Source organism: Streptococcus constellatus subsp. constellatus, assembly GCF_023167545.1.
Lineage (GTDB): Bacteria > Bacillota > Bacilli > Lactobacillales > Streptococcaceae > Streptococcus > Streptococcus constellatus.
In genome coordinates this window covers 1652910-1669413 of record NZ_AP014647.1, presented here as the reverse complement: position 1 = coordinate 1669413, position 16504 = coordinate 1652910, and the positions used below count along the sequence as shown (strand labels likewise).

The following is a 16504-nucleotide window of genomic DNA, read 5'->3' as shown; positions in this document are numbered from 1 at the left end:
GAGCAGCTTATACTAAAGATAGAAATATAATATTATCTTGAGGAGGAATGATCATGCCAAACGTAAACGAAATTACTCGGGAATCTTGGATTTTAAGTACTTTCCCAGAATGGGGCACTTGGCTTAACGAAGAAATTGAAGCAGAAGTAGTGCCTGAAGGTAACTTTGCTATGTGGTGGTTAGGGAATTGTGGTGTTTGGATTAAGACACCAGGCGGAGCTAATGTGGTCATGGATCTTTGGTCTAACCGCGGAAAATCAACTAAAAAGGTCAAAGACATGGTGCGGGGACATCAAATGGCAAATATGGCAGGCGTACGTAAATTGCAGCCAAATCTGCGCATGCAGCCAATGGTGATTGATCCATTTATGATTAATGAGTTGGACTATTATCTGGTATCGCATTTTCACAGTGACCATATTGATATCAATACTGCAGCAGCGATTGTCAACAATCCGAAATTGAATCATGTTAAATTTGTCGGACCTTATGAATGTGGCGAAATCTGGAAAAAATGGGGTGTCCCAGAAGAACGTATCATCGTGATTAAACCCGGCGAAAGTTTTGAGTTTAAAGATATTAAAGTATCAGCTGTGGAATCTTTCGACCGGACTTGCTTGGTAACACTTCCAGTTGATGGTGCTGATGCCCAAGATGGTGAACTGAAAGGTCTGCCTGTAACAGATGAAGAAATGGCGCGTAAAGCAGTCAATTATATTTTTGAAACGCCAGGTGGTACAATTTATCATGGTGCAGATTCGCACTTCTCAAATTATTTTGCCAAACACGGAAAAGATTTCAAGATTGATGTGGCTATTAATAACTATGGTGATAACCCAATCGGTATTCAAGATAAGATGACTTCGATTGATTTGCTTCGTATGGCTGAAAACCTTCGTGCCAAAGTTATTATTCCAGTTCATTATGATATTTGGTCTAACTTCATGGCTTCAACGGACGAGATTTTAGCCTTGTGGAAGATGCGTAAAGAGCGCCTCCAATATCAATTCCATCCATTCATCTGGGAAGTCGGTGGTAAATATACCTATCCGCAAGACAAAGACAGGATTGAATATCATCACCCACGTGGCTTTGATGATTGCTTTGAGCATGATTCAAACATTCAATTTAAAGCTTTACTATAAAAAAATTAAGTGGGAATTATCCGTATACATTGCGATATGCGGATAATTTTCATATAATAGAGAATGGAATGTTATCGTTTTCCAAATGATTAATAGCGTATCTTTGTTAAAGATAAGTGCTTATATAAAAAGGAGAGTTCAATGTCAAATTTATCTGTCAATGCCATTCGTTTTTTAGGAATTGATGCCATTGAAAAATCAAAATCTGGTCACCCAGGTGTTGTCATGGGCGCAGCTCCGATGGCTTATGACTTGTTTACCAAGCAAATGCGCATCAATCCAGAAGTGCCAAATTGGATCAATCGCGATCGTTTTGTTTTGTCAGCAGGGCATGGGTCTATGTTGCTCTATGCTTTGCTTCATTTATCAGGTTTTAAAGATGTCACAATGGAAGAAATCAAGAACTTCCGTCAATGGGGTTCTAAAACGCCTGGGCATCCCGAATTTGGACATACTGCTGGTGTAGATGCGACAACTGGTCCACTTGGTCAAGGAATTTCTATGGCAACTGGTTTTGCACAAGCAGAACGTTTTTTAGCAGCAAAATACAATCGTGAAGGCTATAATATCTTTGACCACTATACGTATGTTATCTGTGGTGATGGGGATTTGATGGAAGGTGTATCTAGCGAAGCAGCTTCTTACGCTGGTCTGCAAAAATTAGATAAACTCATCGTTCTCTATGACTCCAACGATATTAATCTGGATGGAGAAACGAAGGATTCCTTTACAGAAAGCGTTCGGGCACGTTATGATGCTTATGGTTGGCATACTGCTTTGGTTAAAGATGGGACAGACTTAGAAGCAATCAATGCAGCGATTGAAGCTGCAAAAGTTTCTGGCAAACCTTCCTTAATTGAAGTGAAAACAGTGATTGGTTATGGTTCACCAAACAAACAAGGGACTAATGCCGTTCATGGAGCTCCTCTTGGTGCAGAAGAAGTAGCCGCTACTCGCAAAGCTCTTACATGGGATTACGAACCGTTTGAAATTCCTGAAGAAGTCTACGAAGATTATCGGGTCAATGTTGCCGAACGTGGGAAAGCTGCTTATGATGCTTGGGTAAAACTTGTTGAAGCATACAAACAAGCCTATCCTGACTTAGCTGATGAAGTAGCTGCTGTTATTGCGGGACAAGATCCAGTTGAGATCAAGCCAGAAGATTTCCCAGTAGTAGAAACAGGTTTCTCGCAAGCTACTCGTAATTCTAGTCAAGATGCTTTGAATGCAGCAGCTAAAGTTCTTCCAACTTTCCTTGGCGGCTCTGCTGACCTAGCTCATTCTAATATGACTTATATCAAAGAAGATGGCTTGCAAGATGATGCCCATCGCCTTAACCGCAACATTCAATTCGGTGTACGTGAATTTGCTATGGGAACTATTTTAAATGGTATGGCACTTCACGGAGGGCTTCGTGTTTACGGTGGTACATTCTTTGTGTTCTCAGATTATGTCAAAGCGGCTATTCGTTTATCAGCTCTTCAAGGCTTGCCTGTAACCTATGTCTTTACCCATGATTCAATTGCAGTTGGTGAGGATGGTCCAACTCATGAACCAATTGAGCACTTAGCAGGACTTCGTGCTATTCCGAATCTCACTGTTTTCCGTCCAGCGGATGCGCGTGAAACACAGGCGGCTTGGTACTTGGCACTGAAAAGTAAAACAACTCCAACGGCGTTGGTTCTTACTCGTCAAAACTTGACTGTTGAAGCTGAAACTGACTTTAACAAGGTAGCAAAAGGCGCTTATGTGGTGTATGAAACAGTAGGTGGTTTTGATACAATTCTTCTTGCATCTGGTTCTGAAGTCAACTTAGCTGTTGCAGCTGCAAAAGAGTTGGAAGTACAAGGGGAAAAAGTTCGCGTTGTCAGTGTACCATCAACAGACATCTTTGATGCACAAGACGTTGCTTACAAAGAAGAAATTCTACCAAATGCAGTCCGCCGCCGTGTTGCCATTGAAATGGCTGCAACCCAATCTTGGTACAAATATGTTGGACTTGACGGTTCTGTTATCGGTATTGATAAATTCGGTGCTTCTGCTCCAGCAGCTAAAGTAATGAAAGAGTACGGTTTCACAGTTGAACATATCGTTGAGGTTGTGAAAAACTTGAAATAAAATCTCGAAAATCGAGGTGAGATTGCCTCGATTTTTTGTTTGTGAAAGTGGTATAATAAAAGCAGGAAACCTCTTACATAAGGAGTGGATAAATGACAAACGAAGAAAAGATTTATCAAGTATTGGATGATTTGCATATTGCTTATGAGCGTCTAGATCATGAACCAATTTCTTCAGTGATTGAAGCGGCTGAAAAAGGAATTGTTTTGCCAGGACAGCAGGTGAAAAATCTCGTGTTGAAAAGTAAAAAAGGACGACAATTTTATTTAGTCATTTTGCGCGACGAGAAAAGAGCCAACATTAAACATTTGGCAGAAGTCTTAGATGAAAAACGGTTATCTTTTGCTAATGACAAGGAACTAGAGGAGCTTTTGCAAGTAGAGCCAGGTGCAGTCACACCTTTTGGGCTGCTTTTTGATAAGGAAAAGAAAGTTCAGCTTATTGTGGACGAGGAAGTCGATCCTAGTTTAACCGTTGGTTTTCATCCATTTGTAAATAGTACCACGCTCAACATTGCTTATAGCGATTTTCTTCGTTTGTTGGAAAAAACAGGTCATGAAGTAAAGAGAGTTAATTGCTAATCTCAGCCTTGAGATAGAGTTTTGTACAATCAATGGAACTGTCTTGTAAATCTCTTTAAAATCTGCTATAGTAGATAATATATGAAATCTAAAGGAGACTAAAATGGGTAACGGTTTTTCAATTTTAATTATGTTGGTTGTGATGATGGGCTTGATGTTCTTCATGCAACGTTCTCAAAAGAAACAAGCAGATAAACGGATGGAAAGCTTGAATAAATTACAAAAAGGATATGAAGTTATTACAATTGGTGGTTTGTATGGTACGGTTGATGAAGTCGATACTGAAAAGAAAACAGTTGTCCTTGATGTAGATGGTGTTTACTTGACGTTTGAATTAACTGCTATCAAAACTGTATTGCCGCTGACAGAGGGAATCACAGCAGTTGCAGGAGCTGGTGGAAGCGTTGAGATGTCAGAAGATTCAGCTATTGAAGAATAAAATAGCAACTACAATAATGCAGACAGAACAGCCTTTCGGCTGTTTTGTTCGTTTAGGGACAAAAATAGAGGTCAATTGCGCATATCCATAGGATTTATGATATAATGAAATGTAAAACTTTATTAGGAAAACAAGCAGATGTTTAGTTTTAAGAAAAAAGAAAAAATTGAAGTTCCATTACAAATACCGAAACATATCGGTATCATTATGGACGGGAATGGTCGTTGGGCTAAAAAGCGCATGCAGCCGCGTGTTTTTGGACATAAGTCCGGTATGGAAACATTGCAAAATGTTACGATTGCAGCCAAAGAATTGGGTGTTCAGGTGTTAACAGTTTATGCGTTTTCTACAGAAAATTGGTCTCGTCCTCAAAAAGAAGTCAGTTTTATCATGAATTTGCCTGTTGAATTTTATGATCGTTATGTGCCTGAGTTGCATCGAAATAATGTCAAAATTCAAATGATTGGAGATACAGAACGTTTGCCTAAGGTAACTTATGAGGCACTTTGCAAGGCGGAAGAATTGACGCGGCTCAATACAGGTTTAATCCTTAATTTTGCTTTGAATTATGGTGGTCGTGCTGAAATTGTTCAGGCTGTTAAAATGATTGCTCAAGATGTGTTAGATGCTAAATTCAGTCCGGGCGAGATTAATGAAGAGATGATTGCTAATTATCTACAAACCAGCAATCTACCTCGCTTGTTGCGTGATCCGGATTTGATTATTCGGACAAGTGGTGAAGTGCGTTTAAGTAATTTTTTGCCTTGGCAAAGTGCATATAGCGAGCTGTATTTTACAGATATTTTATGGCCAGATTTTAATGAAAAAGCATTGAAAGCAGCTATTGAGGAATATAGTAAACGAAATCGTCGATTTGGCGGTGTGTAGGAGAATTTATGGATAAAGATTTACAAAGACGTGTGATTTTTGGAGGCATAGCACTTGCTATCTTCATTCCGATTTTGATGATGGGAGGGCCTCTTCTGCAAATTGGTATGGGACTTTTAGCTATGCTAGGTGTTCATGAATTGCTACAAATGAAAGGACTTAGGACAACCACTTTAGAGGGTATTTTAGCCATGTTGGCTGCTTTTGTGCTGACTATTCCACTCGAAAATTATTTGAAATTTTTGCCGGTAGATGGAAACGTGGTGGCTTATAGTTTAGTTGTTTTTATATTGTTGGGCTCAACTGTTTTAGGGAAACATTACAGTTTTGAAGATGCCGCTTATCCGATTGCTGCTAGTTTTTATGTAGGGATTGGTTTCAACGCCTTGCTAGATGCGCGTATAGCTGGTTTTGATAAAGTACTACTGGCTCTGTTTATTGTCTGGGCAACTGATAGCGGAGCTTATTTGGTTGGGCGAAGATATGGTGTGCGTCGTTTAGCTCCTCATGTTTCTCCAAATAAAACCGTAGAAGGTAGTCTGGGTGGGATTGTTTCAGCAGTCCTAGTGACATTCATTTTTATGTTGTTTGATAAAAATGTTGCTGCACCTCATCACCTTCCCATCATGCTTCTTTTTGCTGTATTCTTTAGTATTGCTGGTCAATTTGGAGATTTGGTAGAAAGTGCGATTAAACGCCATTTTGGAGTCAAAGATTCAGGTAAATTTATCCCAGGTCATGGTGGTGTTTTGGATCGTTTTGACAGTATGTTGTTTGTCTTTCCCTTGATGCATTTCTTTGGATTATTCTAATGAGAAAGCCGAAAAGAATTTCCAGAAATGGAAATTTTCTTTTGCGAGATGTATAATGTAAGCAAAACTTAAGCAAAATGGAGTATCCTTGTTTTGCTATAAAATAAAATTAAGGAAAATCATTACTATGAGAACGTAGAAAGGTTGGTGTAATGCAGTCAGGTATTATAGGAATTATCGCCTTTATCATTATTTTTGGAATTATTGTTGTCGTTCATGAATTTGGACATTTCTATTTTGCGAAAAAATCAGGCATTTTGGTACGCGAGTTTTCCATTGGAATGGGTCCAAAAATTTTTGCTCATATTGGCAAAGATGGAACAGCATATACTATTCGGATGTTACCGCTAGGTGGCTATGTTCGTATGGCAGGCTGGGGTGATGACGCAACAGAGATTAAGACGGGAACACCTGCTAGTTTGACTTTGAATGAAGCAGGCAAGGTTATCCGAATCAATATTTCGGGCAAGAAAATCGACCAGACGGCTTTGCCCATGAATGTGACCGGCTTTGATTTGGAAGATAAGCTTGAAATCACTGGTTTGGTACTAGATGAGCAAAAAACGTATGCGGTTGACCATGACGCAACAATCGTAGAAGAAGACGGTACAGAAGTGAGGATTGCACCACTTGATGTCCAATATCAAAATGCCAGCCTTGGCGGTCGCCTCATTACCAATTTTGCAGGACCAATGAACAACTTCATTTTGGGGATTGTAGCTTTTTTGCTGTTGATTTTTATGCAGGGGGGCGTTGCAGACCAGCATACAAATCATGTTCGTGTCTTACAGGGCGGTGCCTTAGCTCAGGCTGGTGTAAAAAACAATGACCAAATTTTAAAAGTTGGTCAAGCAGAAATCAAGAATTGGTCGGATTTGACCCAAGCTGTTCAGTCTGAGACGAAAAACAGTAAAGGGCAGTCAGAACTAAATGTGACTGTTAAAAGCGGAAATAAAGTTCAAGAGCTGACAGTTAAGCCTAAAAAAGAGCAAGGTAGATATTTATTAGGGGTGATGCCGGGCTTGAAATCGGATTTTCCGTCTATGATTGCGGGCGGATTTAGCATGGCTTGGAACGCTAGTTTCCGTATCTTTGATGCTTTAAAAAATTTAATTTTCCATCCAGACATCAATAAACTGGGCGGTCCTGTGGCGATTTACAAAGCTAGCAGTGAAGCAGCTAAAGGTGGAATTGAAAGTGTTATCGCTTTATTAGCTATGCTCTCTCTGAATATCGGCATTTTTAATCTCATTCCTATCCCGGCGCTTGACGGTGGAAAAATTGTGCTCAATCTGCTTGAAGCCATTCGTCGTAAACCATTAAAGCAGGAAACAGAAACCTATGTCACGTTGGCAGGTGTCGCTGTTATGGTACTCCTAATGATTGCGGTGACCTGGAATGATATTATGAGAACCTTCTTTTAAAAGGTGAATTCTAAATAATAAATAAAAGGAAGAATTTATGAAACAAAGTAAAATGTTAATCCCAACACTGCGGGAAATGCCTAGTGATGCGCAAGTCATTAGTCATGCCTTGATGTTGCGGGCTGGTTATGTCCGTCAAATATCAGCAGGTGTTTATTCTTATTTGCCCTTAGCAAATCGTGTGATTGAAAAAGCAAAAAAAATCATGCGGGAAGAATTTGAGAAAATTGGTGCAGTCGAAATGCTGGCTCCAGCACTTCTTAGTGCCGATCTTTGGCGTGAATCTGGTCGTTATGAAACTTACGGTGAAGATCTCTATAAATTAAAAAATCGTGAAGGTTCAGATTTTATTTTGGGGCCAACTCACGAAGAAACATTCACCGCAATTGTACGGGATTCTGTCAAGTCTTATAAACAGCTCCCGCTCAATCTATATCAAATCCAAGCTAAATATCGTGATGAAAAACGTCCTAGGAATGGTCTTTTGCGGACACGTGAATTTATCATGAAAGATGGTTATAGCTTCCATGCCAATTACGATAGCCTAGACGTGACTTATGATGAATACAAGACGGCTTATGAAAATATTTTTACTCGTAGTGAGATTGAATTTAAAGGTATTATCGGTGACGGTGGTGCCATGGGTGGAAAGGATAGTCAAGAATTTATGGCCATTACACCTGAACGGACAGACCTCAGCCGTTGGGTTGTCTTGGACAAGTCAGTCGCTAGCTTTGATGAAATTCCAGCTGATGTGCAAGAAGCCATTAAAGCTGAATTGACAAGTTGGTTGGTGTCTGGTGAAGATACTGTTGTGTATTCAAGCGAGTCAAGCTATGCTGCAAATTTGGAAATGGCAACAAATGAATACAAACCAAGCAATCGTGTCGTGGCAGAAGAGGAATTGACTCGTATAGAGACCCCAGATTGCAAGTCAATTGATGAAGTCGCTGCTTTTCTTCATGTTGATGAAAGCCAAACAATTAAAACGTTGGTTTATATTGCTGATGAAAAACCGATTGTAGCGCTTCTTGTTGGGAATGATCAACTGAATGAAGTCAAGCTGAAAAATTATCTAGGTGCTGATTTTTTTGAACCAGCAAGTGAAGAAGAAGTTCGTGAATTATTTGGAGCCAACTTTGGTTCTCTTGGACCTGTTCATCTTCCAGAAGATGTTCAAATTATCGCTGATCGCAAAGTTCAAGATATGCGCAATGCAGTAATTGGTGCCAATGAAGATGGTTATCATTTGACCGGTGTCAATCCGGGCCGCGATTTCACAGCAGAATATGTGGATATTCGCGAGGTGCGTGAAGGAGAAATTTCACCAGATGGACAGGGTATCTTGAAATTTGCACGTGGCATTGAAATTGGACATATTTTTAAATTAGGAACTCGTTATTCAGAAAGTATGAATGCGGCTGTTTTAGATGAAAATGGTCGTGCAGTTCCTGTTGTAATGGGCTGCTATGGTATTGGTGTCAGCCGTCTCTTATCAGCTGTTATGGAGCAACACGCACGTCTCTTCGTCAATAAAACACCAAAAGGAGACTATCGCTATGCTTGGGGAATCAATTTCCCGAAAGAATTAGCACCGTTTGATGTGCATCTAATCCCTGTAAATGTCAAAGATGAAGAAGCTCTTGCTTTGACAGAACAACTAGAGGCAGAACTAGTCAAGGCTGGTTATGAAGTCTTAACAGATGACCGCAATGAGCGTGCTGGTGTGAAATTCAGCGATAGTGACTTGATTGGGCTACCAATCCGTGTGACTATCGGGAAAAAAGCTGCAGATGGAATCGTTGAAGTTAAAATCAAAGCAACTGGCGATACGATTGAAGTCAATGGAGAAAATCTTCTTGAAACTCTTGAAATTTTAGTGAAGAAAAATGATTAAATAGGTCCGAAACAAGAACTAAATTATAATTCAAAAAATAGGCACAATCTTAATTTGACTTATAGTCCTAAAGAGATTGTTTCTATTTTTATTTTTTGAATGAACACTTTGTTTCAATTTATTAAAAAAACTGTTGTGGGATAAAGATGGACTGTTAAGAAAATTCTTATTTTACTTTATTTCATTTTCTCCTATTTTAGGTATAAAAGATAACCTTTTAGGGCATTTCCTGGTAAAATCGTTGAAATTTTTTATACTAAAAAGGTAGAAAAAGGAGTTAAAATGAAAAACATAAAAAATATTCTTCAAATGAGCTTGCTGATCGTTCTAACACAGATTACCTTGGTATTGTTGACGACACCTTTATCCAAATCGTTAACCTTTCAGCAGTCCAGTTTTGTATTTTTGTTCATTTTGTTTTTTTGTGGACTACTTTATTTTCGTTATTTTTCCAGAGAATTAACTGATTTTAAATCAGAGATATTGGTTGCTCGTTACTGGCCCTTACTACGTTTTTCCTATCTTATGATGGTATTTATCAATGCGATAGGAGCTTATCTGATGATTGTAGAAGGTTTGGCAGAAGTCTCAGAAAGTCAGAAATTGTTTATGAGCCTTTTCATTCACTCCTCTCTTTTTTTACTAGGTGTTGATGTAGTTGCGCTCGTTCCTGAAGTGCGATCCTATGTTGTTCGCTTTCTATTTTTAAAAGGTCAAGCACGAGCGAGTTTTATTATAGGAAGTTTGATATTTATCGTTTTACGAAATCCAGCTGATTTGGTATGCTTTATCATTTATACAGGTTTGGGGTTATTACTTTCTTTTGTTATTCCAAAGTCAAGTCTTCGTTTAGAATTCTCTATTTTTAGTCATTTAGTGCGTAATAGTGTTTCTCTTCTTTTCTTGCTGATTTTTTGGTAAATCATTTTGTAGAAATCTCACTTCTATGATAAAATGAGAGCATTATAGATTGGATAAGAAAGATGATGAAAGAAAAAGAAGAACAACACTTAGAATGGTTGCAGCAGCATCAAACAACAGAACCACATTTGGGCTTAGAAAGAGTGAGGCGGCTTTTAGCATTGCGGGGGAATCCGCATTTGCAAGTATCGGTCATTCATGTTGCCGGTACCAATGGAAAAGGATCAACAATTGCGCATTTACGTCAGCTTTTGCAAGCAAAGAAGCTACGTGTTGGAACGTTTACATCACCTTATCTGATGTCTTATAATGAACAAATTGCCATCAATGGAGTGTCTATTTCTGACCAAGATTTTCATTCTTTATTGCAAACCTATCAGGGCTTATTAAAAAAACAGGCAGATGATACGATTTTACAGGAAATAACAGAGTTTGAAATTATCACAGTTTTGGCTTATGAGTATTTCCTTCAGCAACAGGTAGATGTGGTTATCATGGAAGTAGGGCTAGGTGGTTTATTGGACAGCACCAATGTATGTCAACCGGATTTAACAGCTATTACGACAATTGGACTTGATCACACGGCAATTTTAGGAACAAGCTTAGCAGACATTGCAGAGCAGAAAGCCGGTATTATCAAAGAGGGTGTGCCGTTGGTGACAGGAAAGATTGCTTCCGAACCACTAGCAGTTATTCACAATAAGGCTCAACAACTTCAGTCTCCTCATGTTTGTTATGGGCAAGACTATCAGGTGGAGCTTGTGCAAAGTTCGGCAGAGGTAGAAGAATTCTTGTTTTCAAACGCATGTAGGCTGAAAGAAGGCTATCAAAGTGCTCTTTTTGGTGTTCATCAAGTTGAGAATGCGGGATTGGCACTTGAATTGTGCGATCACTATTGCTACTTGAAAGGTTTGCCGTTGTTAAGGCAAGATGAGATAAGACGGGCATTGAAACAAACGTATTGGCCTGCTCGTTTGGAAAAAATTTCAACTGCACCTTTGATTTTTCTAGATGGTGCACACAATCCTCATGCAATGAAAGCACTGATTGCTTCTATAGAAAGCCATTTTCCAGATTATCAAAAAAAGGTTTTATTTTCTTGTATTCAAACAAAAGATGTACAAGAAATGATTGCTTTGTTAAAAAAGGTTCCACAAGTACAATTATTACTAACTTCATTTGCTGATGCACGAAGTTTTTCAAAAGAAGAGATGCAAGGTTTGGCAAAGAATGAAAAGCTTGCCTTTGTTAATTGGGAGCATTATTTAACACAGTATCAAAGAGATGAACACGAAGAGAAAGAGCTGTTGCTTATCACAGGCTCTCTTTACTTCCTTGCAGAAGTCAGAAAATATCTACTGAATGATAGATAAAAAATAATTTTCTAACTAATTAAAATATGATAGAATAAAAGAGCAATTCATTTGCACAGAGTAAGTGGTCTGCGTTAAGTGTGTATGGATGGGATGTTGCCATACAACGAAACTTTTGTGCGGTAGGCCATTGCATCCGCTGTCGATCAGACGGCTCCCGAATAGAAAAGGAGCGAACTATGAAAAAGAATTCGCCTAAGTTGTCGGTGCAACTTTTGGTTGCCCTTGCTATGATTGTGGCTCTCTGCTTTGTGTTGGAGAAGTTCTCAGTCTTTGTTATTCCTAATTTATGGAAGCTAAGCCCTGCCTTTATTAGCTATACCCTTATGGGAACGATTGCTGGTCCATTATTGTCTGGTCTGGTTTCTGCTATTTACGATGTAGCCTCTTTCTTTTTTGTAAATCAAGGACATCCATTTATTATCTGGTTTACATTGATTGAAGCGCTGCAAGGTATGCTCTATGGTTATTTCTTTTATGGAAAAGAATTGAAAGTAGAGCGCAAGAAAGACTGGTTGTGGGTTACATTAGCCACATTAGCTATTATGGGAGTGGGAACATTTACATTGATACCACTAGTTCTACATTTGCAATATAAGGTACCATTTTTTGCTCTATATGCAGCTCGGGCTTGGTCAGTTTTTGAAATTCCTTTACGAGTATTTGTGACGATGCTCATTGTTCCGCAGCTGCAACGGATTCCTGAGTTTCGTAAGTTGATGGGCTTAAACAATAAGTAAAAATGATGAAAGCAGAAAAAGGCTGGGACATCACTGTCCGCAGCCTTTTCAAATGTAAATTTATAACCTAGCTTGTTTTATATTCAATAAAATATAATATGATATGATTGTATTGTTAGAAATCTAAATATATTAGGTTTAGAGGCATTCTTTTTTATATCTTAAAATCGGCAAACAATTACAGAATATGAAGTTTGGTAGAGGGAAATTCGGGGCTATATGCGCAATAAAAGCGTCTGAAACTGGGGGGAAAGATCGTTATGAATTTGAATGCTTATGTTATATATATATATATCTTTGTGTGCCCTAAAGATTGGCTAAGGACTTCTATAGGTACGCTCTACGCTCGCAGCGGCCAAAGTTGAGCGTGGGGATTTTTTATTTACCGTAACTATTTACGGTGTAATGATGACCGTACATAAACGGTAAAGTGATTTCTTTTCCCAGTGTGCTTTTGTATGACGTTAAACCTTTTGCCATACCATAAAACGTTACATTATCATTTTCCGCGATAACAGCATTGTAAACATAGTCGTGGACTCCAACCATTACAACTTTATCATAATCATCATCCATTGCTACACGAAGATAGCGCATATCCTCGTCTTTTGTGTTCTGTAGTATTTTCCCAATTATCTTTACTTTTTTATCTTTTTCTAACTGATCATGATTCCATACTCCAAAATCAGGAGTTTCATAATCATTGGGGTCAAAGGCTCTTGTGTTAGACGAACTACTATAACTAGCCTTGGAAGTAGGCGCTTCATCAGAAGAAGACTCATCTAAAGATAAAGTTGTAGACTCCGTAGTAGTTGATGAAGTTTCGCTCGTTTGTGAACTTGTTCTAACTTCATTGATATAATTTGCCATTAATACAAAAAATAGAACGGAGGCAATCAACATACCTAAAGCACTCAGCCATCTAAAATTATTGAACCTTTTAGAAAAGCTTAATACAAAAAATACTAAAGAAACTCCGAAGCATATAATATTGAAGATAATAATTAAGTATAACATATGTTCTCCCTTTCATTTTTCAAGAAATTTTATAATCTCCTCTAGCCTGTCTGCAACTTTATCTAGCTTATCGCTAATAAAAGTTAAAAAACAAATAAAGTGTGAAGCGGTTTTCACAAAGTATTAATAACCTTGGATCAAATCAACAGTTGAGCGATCCAACTTCTTAACCAGAGCTTGTAAGAAAGCTTGAGCTTGGAGGAAGTCGTCCATTGCATAGAGCGTTTGATGAGAATGAATATAGCGTGCACAGACACCGATAGTAGTTGAAGGTACGCCGCCATTTTTCAGATGTGCTGCACCTGCATCAGTACCGCCTTTGCCACAGTAGTATTGATATTTGATACCTGCCTCTTCTGCGGTTGTCAAAAGGAAGTCTTTCATATTTGGTAGCATGAGATGTCCTGGATCGAAGAAACGAATTAAGGTTCCTTCTCCGATGGCACCTTGATCGCCATAAATGTCACCAGCTGGAGAACAGTCCACCGCAAGGAAAACTTCTGGGTCAAATTTAGTCGTTGAAACATGAGCACCACGTAAGCCAACTTCTTCTTGGACGTTTGCCCCAACATAGAGTTCGTTGTCAAGTTTTTGTCCAGAAAGTGCCTGAACCAGTTCACTTACCATGAGGACGCCGTAACGATTATCCCAAGCTTTAGAAATGACATTTTTGCCGTTGACTGTGAGGATAGCGGAACTGTCTGGCACAATCGTGTCACCGGGACGAATCCCGTAGCTTTCAGCTTCCGCTTTATCAGCAAACCCACCGTCAAAAACGATGTCTTCAATCCTTGGTAGACTTGGTCCACCTGTTCCACGTGTCAAATGCGGTGGAATGGAGCCTGAAATAACAGGAATTTCGTTTCCTGTATGAGTAAATAATTTAAAGCGTTGGCTGCTGACCACCAGTGGATTCCAACCTCCGATTTGAACGACTCGGAAAGTTCCGTCTGCTCTGATTTCACTCACCATGAAGCCAACTTCGTCCATGTGTGCAGCAACGAGTATATGTGGTGCATCAATAGCTTCTGAATGTTTCACTCCGAAGATGCCTCCTAGGCCGTCTGTTACGACTTCGTCCACATGAGGGGTGATTTTTTCACGCAAATAATCACGAACAGGCGCTTCGTGCCCTGAAATAGCAGAGATTTCTGTCACTTCTTTAATTTTTGAAAATAATTCTGACATCATTAACCTTCTTTCTGCTCTTATTTTATCATTTTCTATCATAGTTGGGTAGCGTTCAAAGATAAAAAACAATAGTGTTTCGATTTGTCCCAATTTATCTTTTGTGTTAAAATATTGTCATGAAAGCTAAAAGGATTCTATTAACAACGGCTGCACTTGCGGGAGTAGGGATTGCAGCTTATGCGACTAAAAAAACGTTGGATGAACGAAAAGAAGCTGAGCAGCGTGAGCAATTAGTTGCTGACATTCGGAAAAGGTTATCTCAATTAGGTCCAATTGCTACACTGTATGTGCAATTATACAAGTCAGATGAACACCAATTGGTTGGTGGTGTGGTGTACGAAGATGATCGGCACTTTACATTTGTGTATGAAAATGGCGAATTGAGCTATGAGGAAGAACAATGATGATTCCAGCAACTATCGAAGAATTAGTAACATTAGTAAATCGTGAAGGAAAAACTGTTTTCCTTTTCACAGCTGACTGGTGCGGAGATTGTCGTTTTCTAAAACCATTGCTGCCTGAAATCGAAGCAGAAAATCCCGATTTTACCTTTGTTGAGGTTAATCGTGATGACTATATGGAAGTTGCCAAAAAATGGAATATCTATGGCATTCCTAGCCTGGTAGTCTTAGAAAATGGGCAAGAAATTGGTCGTTTTGTTAATCGAGAGCGAAAAACGAAGATGCAAATCAATGAATTTTTAGCACAGTTAGTATGAATTGTATATAGTGGAGGAACAATGATTTTTACATATAATAAAGAGCATGTTGGCGATGTGTTGATGGTGATTGTTGCAGACAGTCAAGATGCTAAGTTATCTGCTGAACGCAAAGGTGATGTGGCGCGTGTCTATCGCCAAGATACTGGAGAAACGGTTGCTTGGAATATTTTTGGGGTTTCCAATCTTTTTAATATCACTGATCGCGGACAAGTTTTCCTGACCGATGAAGAAATTTCAATTCTTAACCAAGAATTGAGTCAAGCAGGTTTTGAGCCAGAATTAGTCAATGACCTTACTCCAAAATTTGTAGTGGGTGAAATTGTTGAAATGGAAGCACATCCGGATAGTGACCATCTCAATATTTGTCAAGTAAGAGTCGCAGCAGAAAAAGTAATTCAAATCGTAGCAGGAGCGCCTAATGCTAAAGTGGGTCTGAAGACGATTGTGGCATTACCTGGTGCTATGATGCCAAAAGGAAACTTGATTTTTCCTGGTGAACTGCGTGGAGTAGCGAGTTTTGGTATGATGTGCAGTCCTCGTGAGTTGCAACTGCCAAATGCCCCACAAAAGCGCGGAATTATTGAATTAGCAAGCTCAGAAGTAGTAGGAACAGCTTTTGATCCAATCAAACATTGGCAAGAATAAGTACAAATTAATCGTGGATTTTCACGATTTTTTCTTTTTTCTTACGAATAAATAGTTAGGAGGAAAAGAAAATGTATAATAAAGTAATTTTAATTGGTCGCTTGGTTAATACACCAGAGTTAAATAAAACAGCTAATGATAAATCTGTGGCGCGTGCAACGCTTGCTGTTAATCGCCGATATAAAGGACAAAATGGCGAGCGAGAAGCGGATTTTGTAAACGTCATTGTTTGGGGCAAATTAGCCGAAACCTTAGCAAGTTATGCAACAAAAGGAAGCTTAATTTCTCTTGATGGAGAACTTCGTACTCGCCGTTATGAGAAAGACGGTGTGACACATTATGTAACAGAAGTACTTTGCAACGGCTTCCAGTTATTAGAAAGTCGTGCCCAACGAGCTCTTCGTGAGAATAATACAGGTGCAGACTTGGCAGATTTGGTTCTAGAAGAAGAGGAATTGCCGTTTTAAATAAAAATAAGGTAGGCTGGACAACATCCAGTCTACTTATTTCTAGTTAGAGTAAAAACTGTTAACATTTTGTGCTTTCAACAACGTACGAAAAATATGCACAATATAGAAACCAACAATCTGAA

At 38.9% G+C, this 16504-nt stretch carries 17 protein-coding genes and 1 riboswitch; of the genes, 15 read left to right on the top strand and 2 right to left on the bottom strand.

The features are described from left to right. The first annotated feature begins 53 nt into the window (after window positions 1-53). From ulaG to SCSC_RS08130, 11 genes are all read left to right on the top strand, one after another. Window positions 54-1145: an L-ascorbate 6-phosphate lactonase gene (gene ulaG / locus SCSC_RS08180; protein WP_003070767.1), complete on the top strand. Its 1092-nt coding sequence runs from the start codon at window positions 54-56 to the stop codon at window positions 1143-1145. A 141-nt stretch (window positions 1146-1286) separates the two neighbouring features. Further along, window positions 1287-3263 (top strand): transketolase, encoded by a 1977-nt coding sequence (gene tkt / locus SCSC_RS08175; RefSeq protein WP_006269971.1) that lies wholly within the window; start codon window positions 1287-1289, stop codon window positions 3261-3263. A gap of 92 nt (window positions 3264-3355) precedes the next feature. Beyond that, window positions 3356-3844, top strand: a complete 489-nt coding sequence (locus tag SCSC_RS08170; protein ID WP_003070763.1) for a prolyl-tRNA synthetase associated domain-containing protein — start codon at window positions 3356-3358, stop codon at window positions 3842-3844. A 103-nt stretch (window positions 3845-3947) separates the two neighbouring features. Next, complete coding sequence (gene yajC, locus SCSC_RS08165) at window positions 3948-4283, top strand: preprotein translocase subunit YajC (RefSeq protein ID WP_006269993.1); 336 nt, start codon at window positions 3948-3950, stop codon at window positions 4281-4283. Between the two features lie 138 nt (window positions 4284-4421). After that, the gene (gene uppS / locus SCSC_RS08160; protein ID WP_006269972.1) at window positions 4422-5171 is read left to right on the top strand and encodes an undecaprenyl pyrophosphate synthase; all 750 of its coding nucleotides are present in this window, start codon (window positions 4422-4424) and stop codon (window positions 5169-5171) included. Between the two features lie 8 nt (window positions 5172-5179). Then, window positions 5180-5983, top strand: a complete 804-nt coding sequence (locus tag SCSC_RS08155) for a phosphatidate cytidylyltransferase (RefSeq protein WP_003070759.1) — start codon at window positions 5180-5182, stop codon at window positions 5981-5983. A gap of 152 nt (window positions 5984-6135) precedes the next feature. Continuing rightward, a complete protein-coding gene (locus SCSC_RS08150) occupies window positions 6136-7407 on the top strand; it encodes a M50 family metallopeptidase (protein WP_006269996.1) in 1272 nt (423 codons plus the stop codon). A 37-nt stretch (window positions 7408-7444) separates the two neighbouring features. Then, on the top strand, window positions 7445-9304 hold the full coding sequence (locus SCSC_RS08145) for a proline--tRNA ligase (protein WP_006269987.1): 1860 nt from the start codon (window positions 7445-7447) through the stop codon (window positions 9302-9304). Window positions 9305-9586: 282 nt separating this feature from the next. Then, on the top strand, window positions 9587-10225 hold the full coding sequence (locus SCSC_RS08140; RefSeq protein ID WP_006270006.1) for a CPBP family intramembrane glutamic endopeptidase: 639 nt from the start codon (window positions 9587-9589) through the stop codon (window positions 10223-10225). 62 nt (window positions 10226-10287) lie between these two features. After that, on the top strand, window positions 10288-11598 hold the full coding sequence (locus SCSC_RS08135) for a bifunctional folylpolyglutamate synthase/dihydrofolate synthase (protein ID WP_006269974.1): 1311 nt from the start codon (window positions 10288-10290) through the stop codon (window positions 11596-11598). A gap of 54 nt (window positions 11599-11652) precedes the next feature. Continuing rightward, window positions 11653-11742, top strand: a riboswitch (THF riboswitch). A gap of 35 nt (window positions 11743-11777) precedes the next feature. Then, window positions 11778-12338 carry a folate family ECF transporter S component gene (locus SCSC_RS08130; protein ID WP_006269984.1) on the top strand — a complete coding sequence of 187 codons (561 nt, stop codon included), beginning with the start codon at window positions 11778-11780 and terminating at the stop codon, window positions 12336-12338. Window positions 12339-12716: 378 nt separating this feature from the next. On the opposite strand, the gene SCSC_RS08125 is transcribed toward SCSC_RS08130, so the two are convergent. Then, window positions 12717-13355, bottom strand: coding sequence for a hypothetical protein (locus SCSC_RS08125; protein WP_006270005.1), 639 nt, complete (start codon window positions 13353-13355; stop codon window positions 12717-12719). A 123-nt stretch (window positions 13356-13478) separates the two neighbouring features. After that, window positions 13479-14543, bottom strand: a complete 1065-nt coding sequence (gene pepA / locus SCSC_RS08120; protein WP_022524629.1) for a glutamyl aminopeptidase — start codon at window positions 14541-14543, stop codon at window positions 13479-13481. A 119-nt stretch (window positions 14544-14662) separates the two neighbouring features. Here pepA and SCSC_RS08115 point away from each other — a divergent pair, with 119 nt between their 5' ends. The 4 genes from SCSC_RS08115 to SCSC_RS08100 all read left to right on the top strand — a co-directional run bounded on the left by SCSC_RS08115 (window position 14663) and on the right by SCSC_RS08100 (window position 16379). Then, the gene (locus SCSC_RS08115) at window positions 14663-14950 is read left to right on the top strand and encodes a DUF4651 domain-containing protein (protein ID WP_006269980.1); all 288 of its coding nucleotides are present in this window, start codon (window positions 14663-14665) and stop codon (window positions 14948-14950) included. Continuing rightward, complete coding sequence (locus SCSC_RS08110; protein ID WP_006270004.1) at window positions 14947-15264, top strand: thioredoxin family protein; 318 nt, start codon at window positions 14947-14949, stop codon at window positions 15262-15264. The genes SCSC_RS08115 and SCSC_RS08110 overlap by 4 nt, the downstream gene beginning before the upstream one ends. Window positions 15265-15285: 21 nt before the next feature. After that, window positions 15286-15912 carry a YtpR family tRNA-binding protein gene (gene ytpR / locus SCSC_RS08105; RefSeq protein WP_003070743.1) on the top strand — a complete coding sequence of 209 codons (627 nt, stop codon included), beginning with the start codon at window positions 15286-15288 and terminating at the stop codon, window positions 15910-15912. Window positions 15913-15983: 71 nt separating this feature from the next. Next, complete coding sequence (locus SCSC_RS08100; RefSeq protein WP_003070740.1) at window positions 15984-16379, top strand: single-stranded DNA-binding protein; 396 nt, start codon at window positions 15984-15986, stop codon at window positions 16377-16379. Window positions 16380-16504: the final 125 nt, after the last annotated feature.

Excerpts from the sequence above, each read along its gene's own strand:
- ulaG (WP_003070767.1), top strand. The coding sequence starts at position 54 with ATGCCAAACGTAAACGAAATTACTCGGGAATCTTGGATTTTAAGTACT.
- tkt (WP_006269971.1), top strand. The coding sequence starts at position 1,287 with ATGTCAAATTTATCTGTCAATGCCATTCGTTTTTTAGGAATTGATGCC.
- SCSC_RS08170 (WP_003070763.1), top strand. The coding sequence starts at position 3,356 with ATGACAAACGAAGAAAAGATTTATCAAGTATTGGATGATTTGCATATT.
- yajC (WP_006269993.1), top strand. The coding sequence starts at position 3,948 with ATGGGTAACGGTTTTTCAATTTTAATTATGTTGGTTGTGATGATGGGC.
- uppS (WP_006269972.1), top strand. The coding sequence starts at position 4,422 with ATGTTTAGTTTTAAGAAAAAAGAAAAAATTGAAGTTCCATTACAAATA.
- SCSC_RS08155 (WP_003070759.1), top strand. The coding sequence starts at position 5,180 with ATGGATAAAGATTTACAAAGACGTGTGATTTTTGGAGGCATAGCACTT.
- SCSC_RS08150 (WP_006269996.1), top strand. The coding sequence starts at position 6,136 with ATGCAGTCAGGTATTATAGGAATTATCGCCTTTATCATTATTTTTGGA.
- SCSC_RS08145 (WP_006269987.1), top strand. The coding sequence starts at position 7,445 with ATGAAACAAAGTAAAATGTTAATCCCAACACTGCGGGAAATGCCTAGT.
- SCSC_RS08140 (WP_006270006.1), top strand. The coding sequence starts at position 9,587 with ATGAAAAACATAAAAAATATTCTTCAAATGAGCTTGCTGATCGTTCTA.
- SCSC_RS08135 (WP_006269974.1), top strand. The coding sequence starts at position 10,288 with ATGATGAAAGAAAAAGAAGAACAACACTTAGAATGGTTGCAGCAGCAT.
- SCSC_RS08130 (WP_006269984.1), top strand. The coding sequence starts at position 11,778 with ATGAAAAAGAATTCGCCTAAGTTGTCGGTGCAACTTTTGGTTGCCCTT.
- SCSC_RS08125 (WP_006270005.1), bottom strand. The coding sequence starts at position 13,355 with ATGTTATACTTAATTATTATCTTCAATATTATATGCTTCGGAGTTTCT.
- pepA (WP_022524629.1), bottom strand. The coding sequence starts at position 14,543 with ATGTCAGAATTATTTTCAAAAATTAAAGAAGTGACAGAAATCTCTGCT.
- SCSC_RS08115 (WP_006269980.1), top strand. The coding sequence starts at position 14,663 with ATGAAAGCTAAAAGGATTCTATTAACAACGGCTGCACTTGCGGGAGTA.
- SCSC_RS08110 (WP_006270004.1), top strand. The coding sequence starts at position 14,947 with ATGATGATTCCAGCAACTATCGAAGAATTAGTAACATTAGTAAATCGT.
- ytpR (WP_003070743.1), top strand. The coding sequence starts at position 15,286 with ATGATTTTTACATATAATAAAGAGCATGTTGGCGATGTGTTGATGGTG.
- SCSC_RS08100 (WP_003070740.1), top strand. The coding sequence starts at position 15,984 with ATGTATAATAAAGTAATTTTAATTGGTCGCTTGGTTAATACACCAGAG.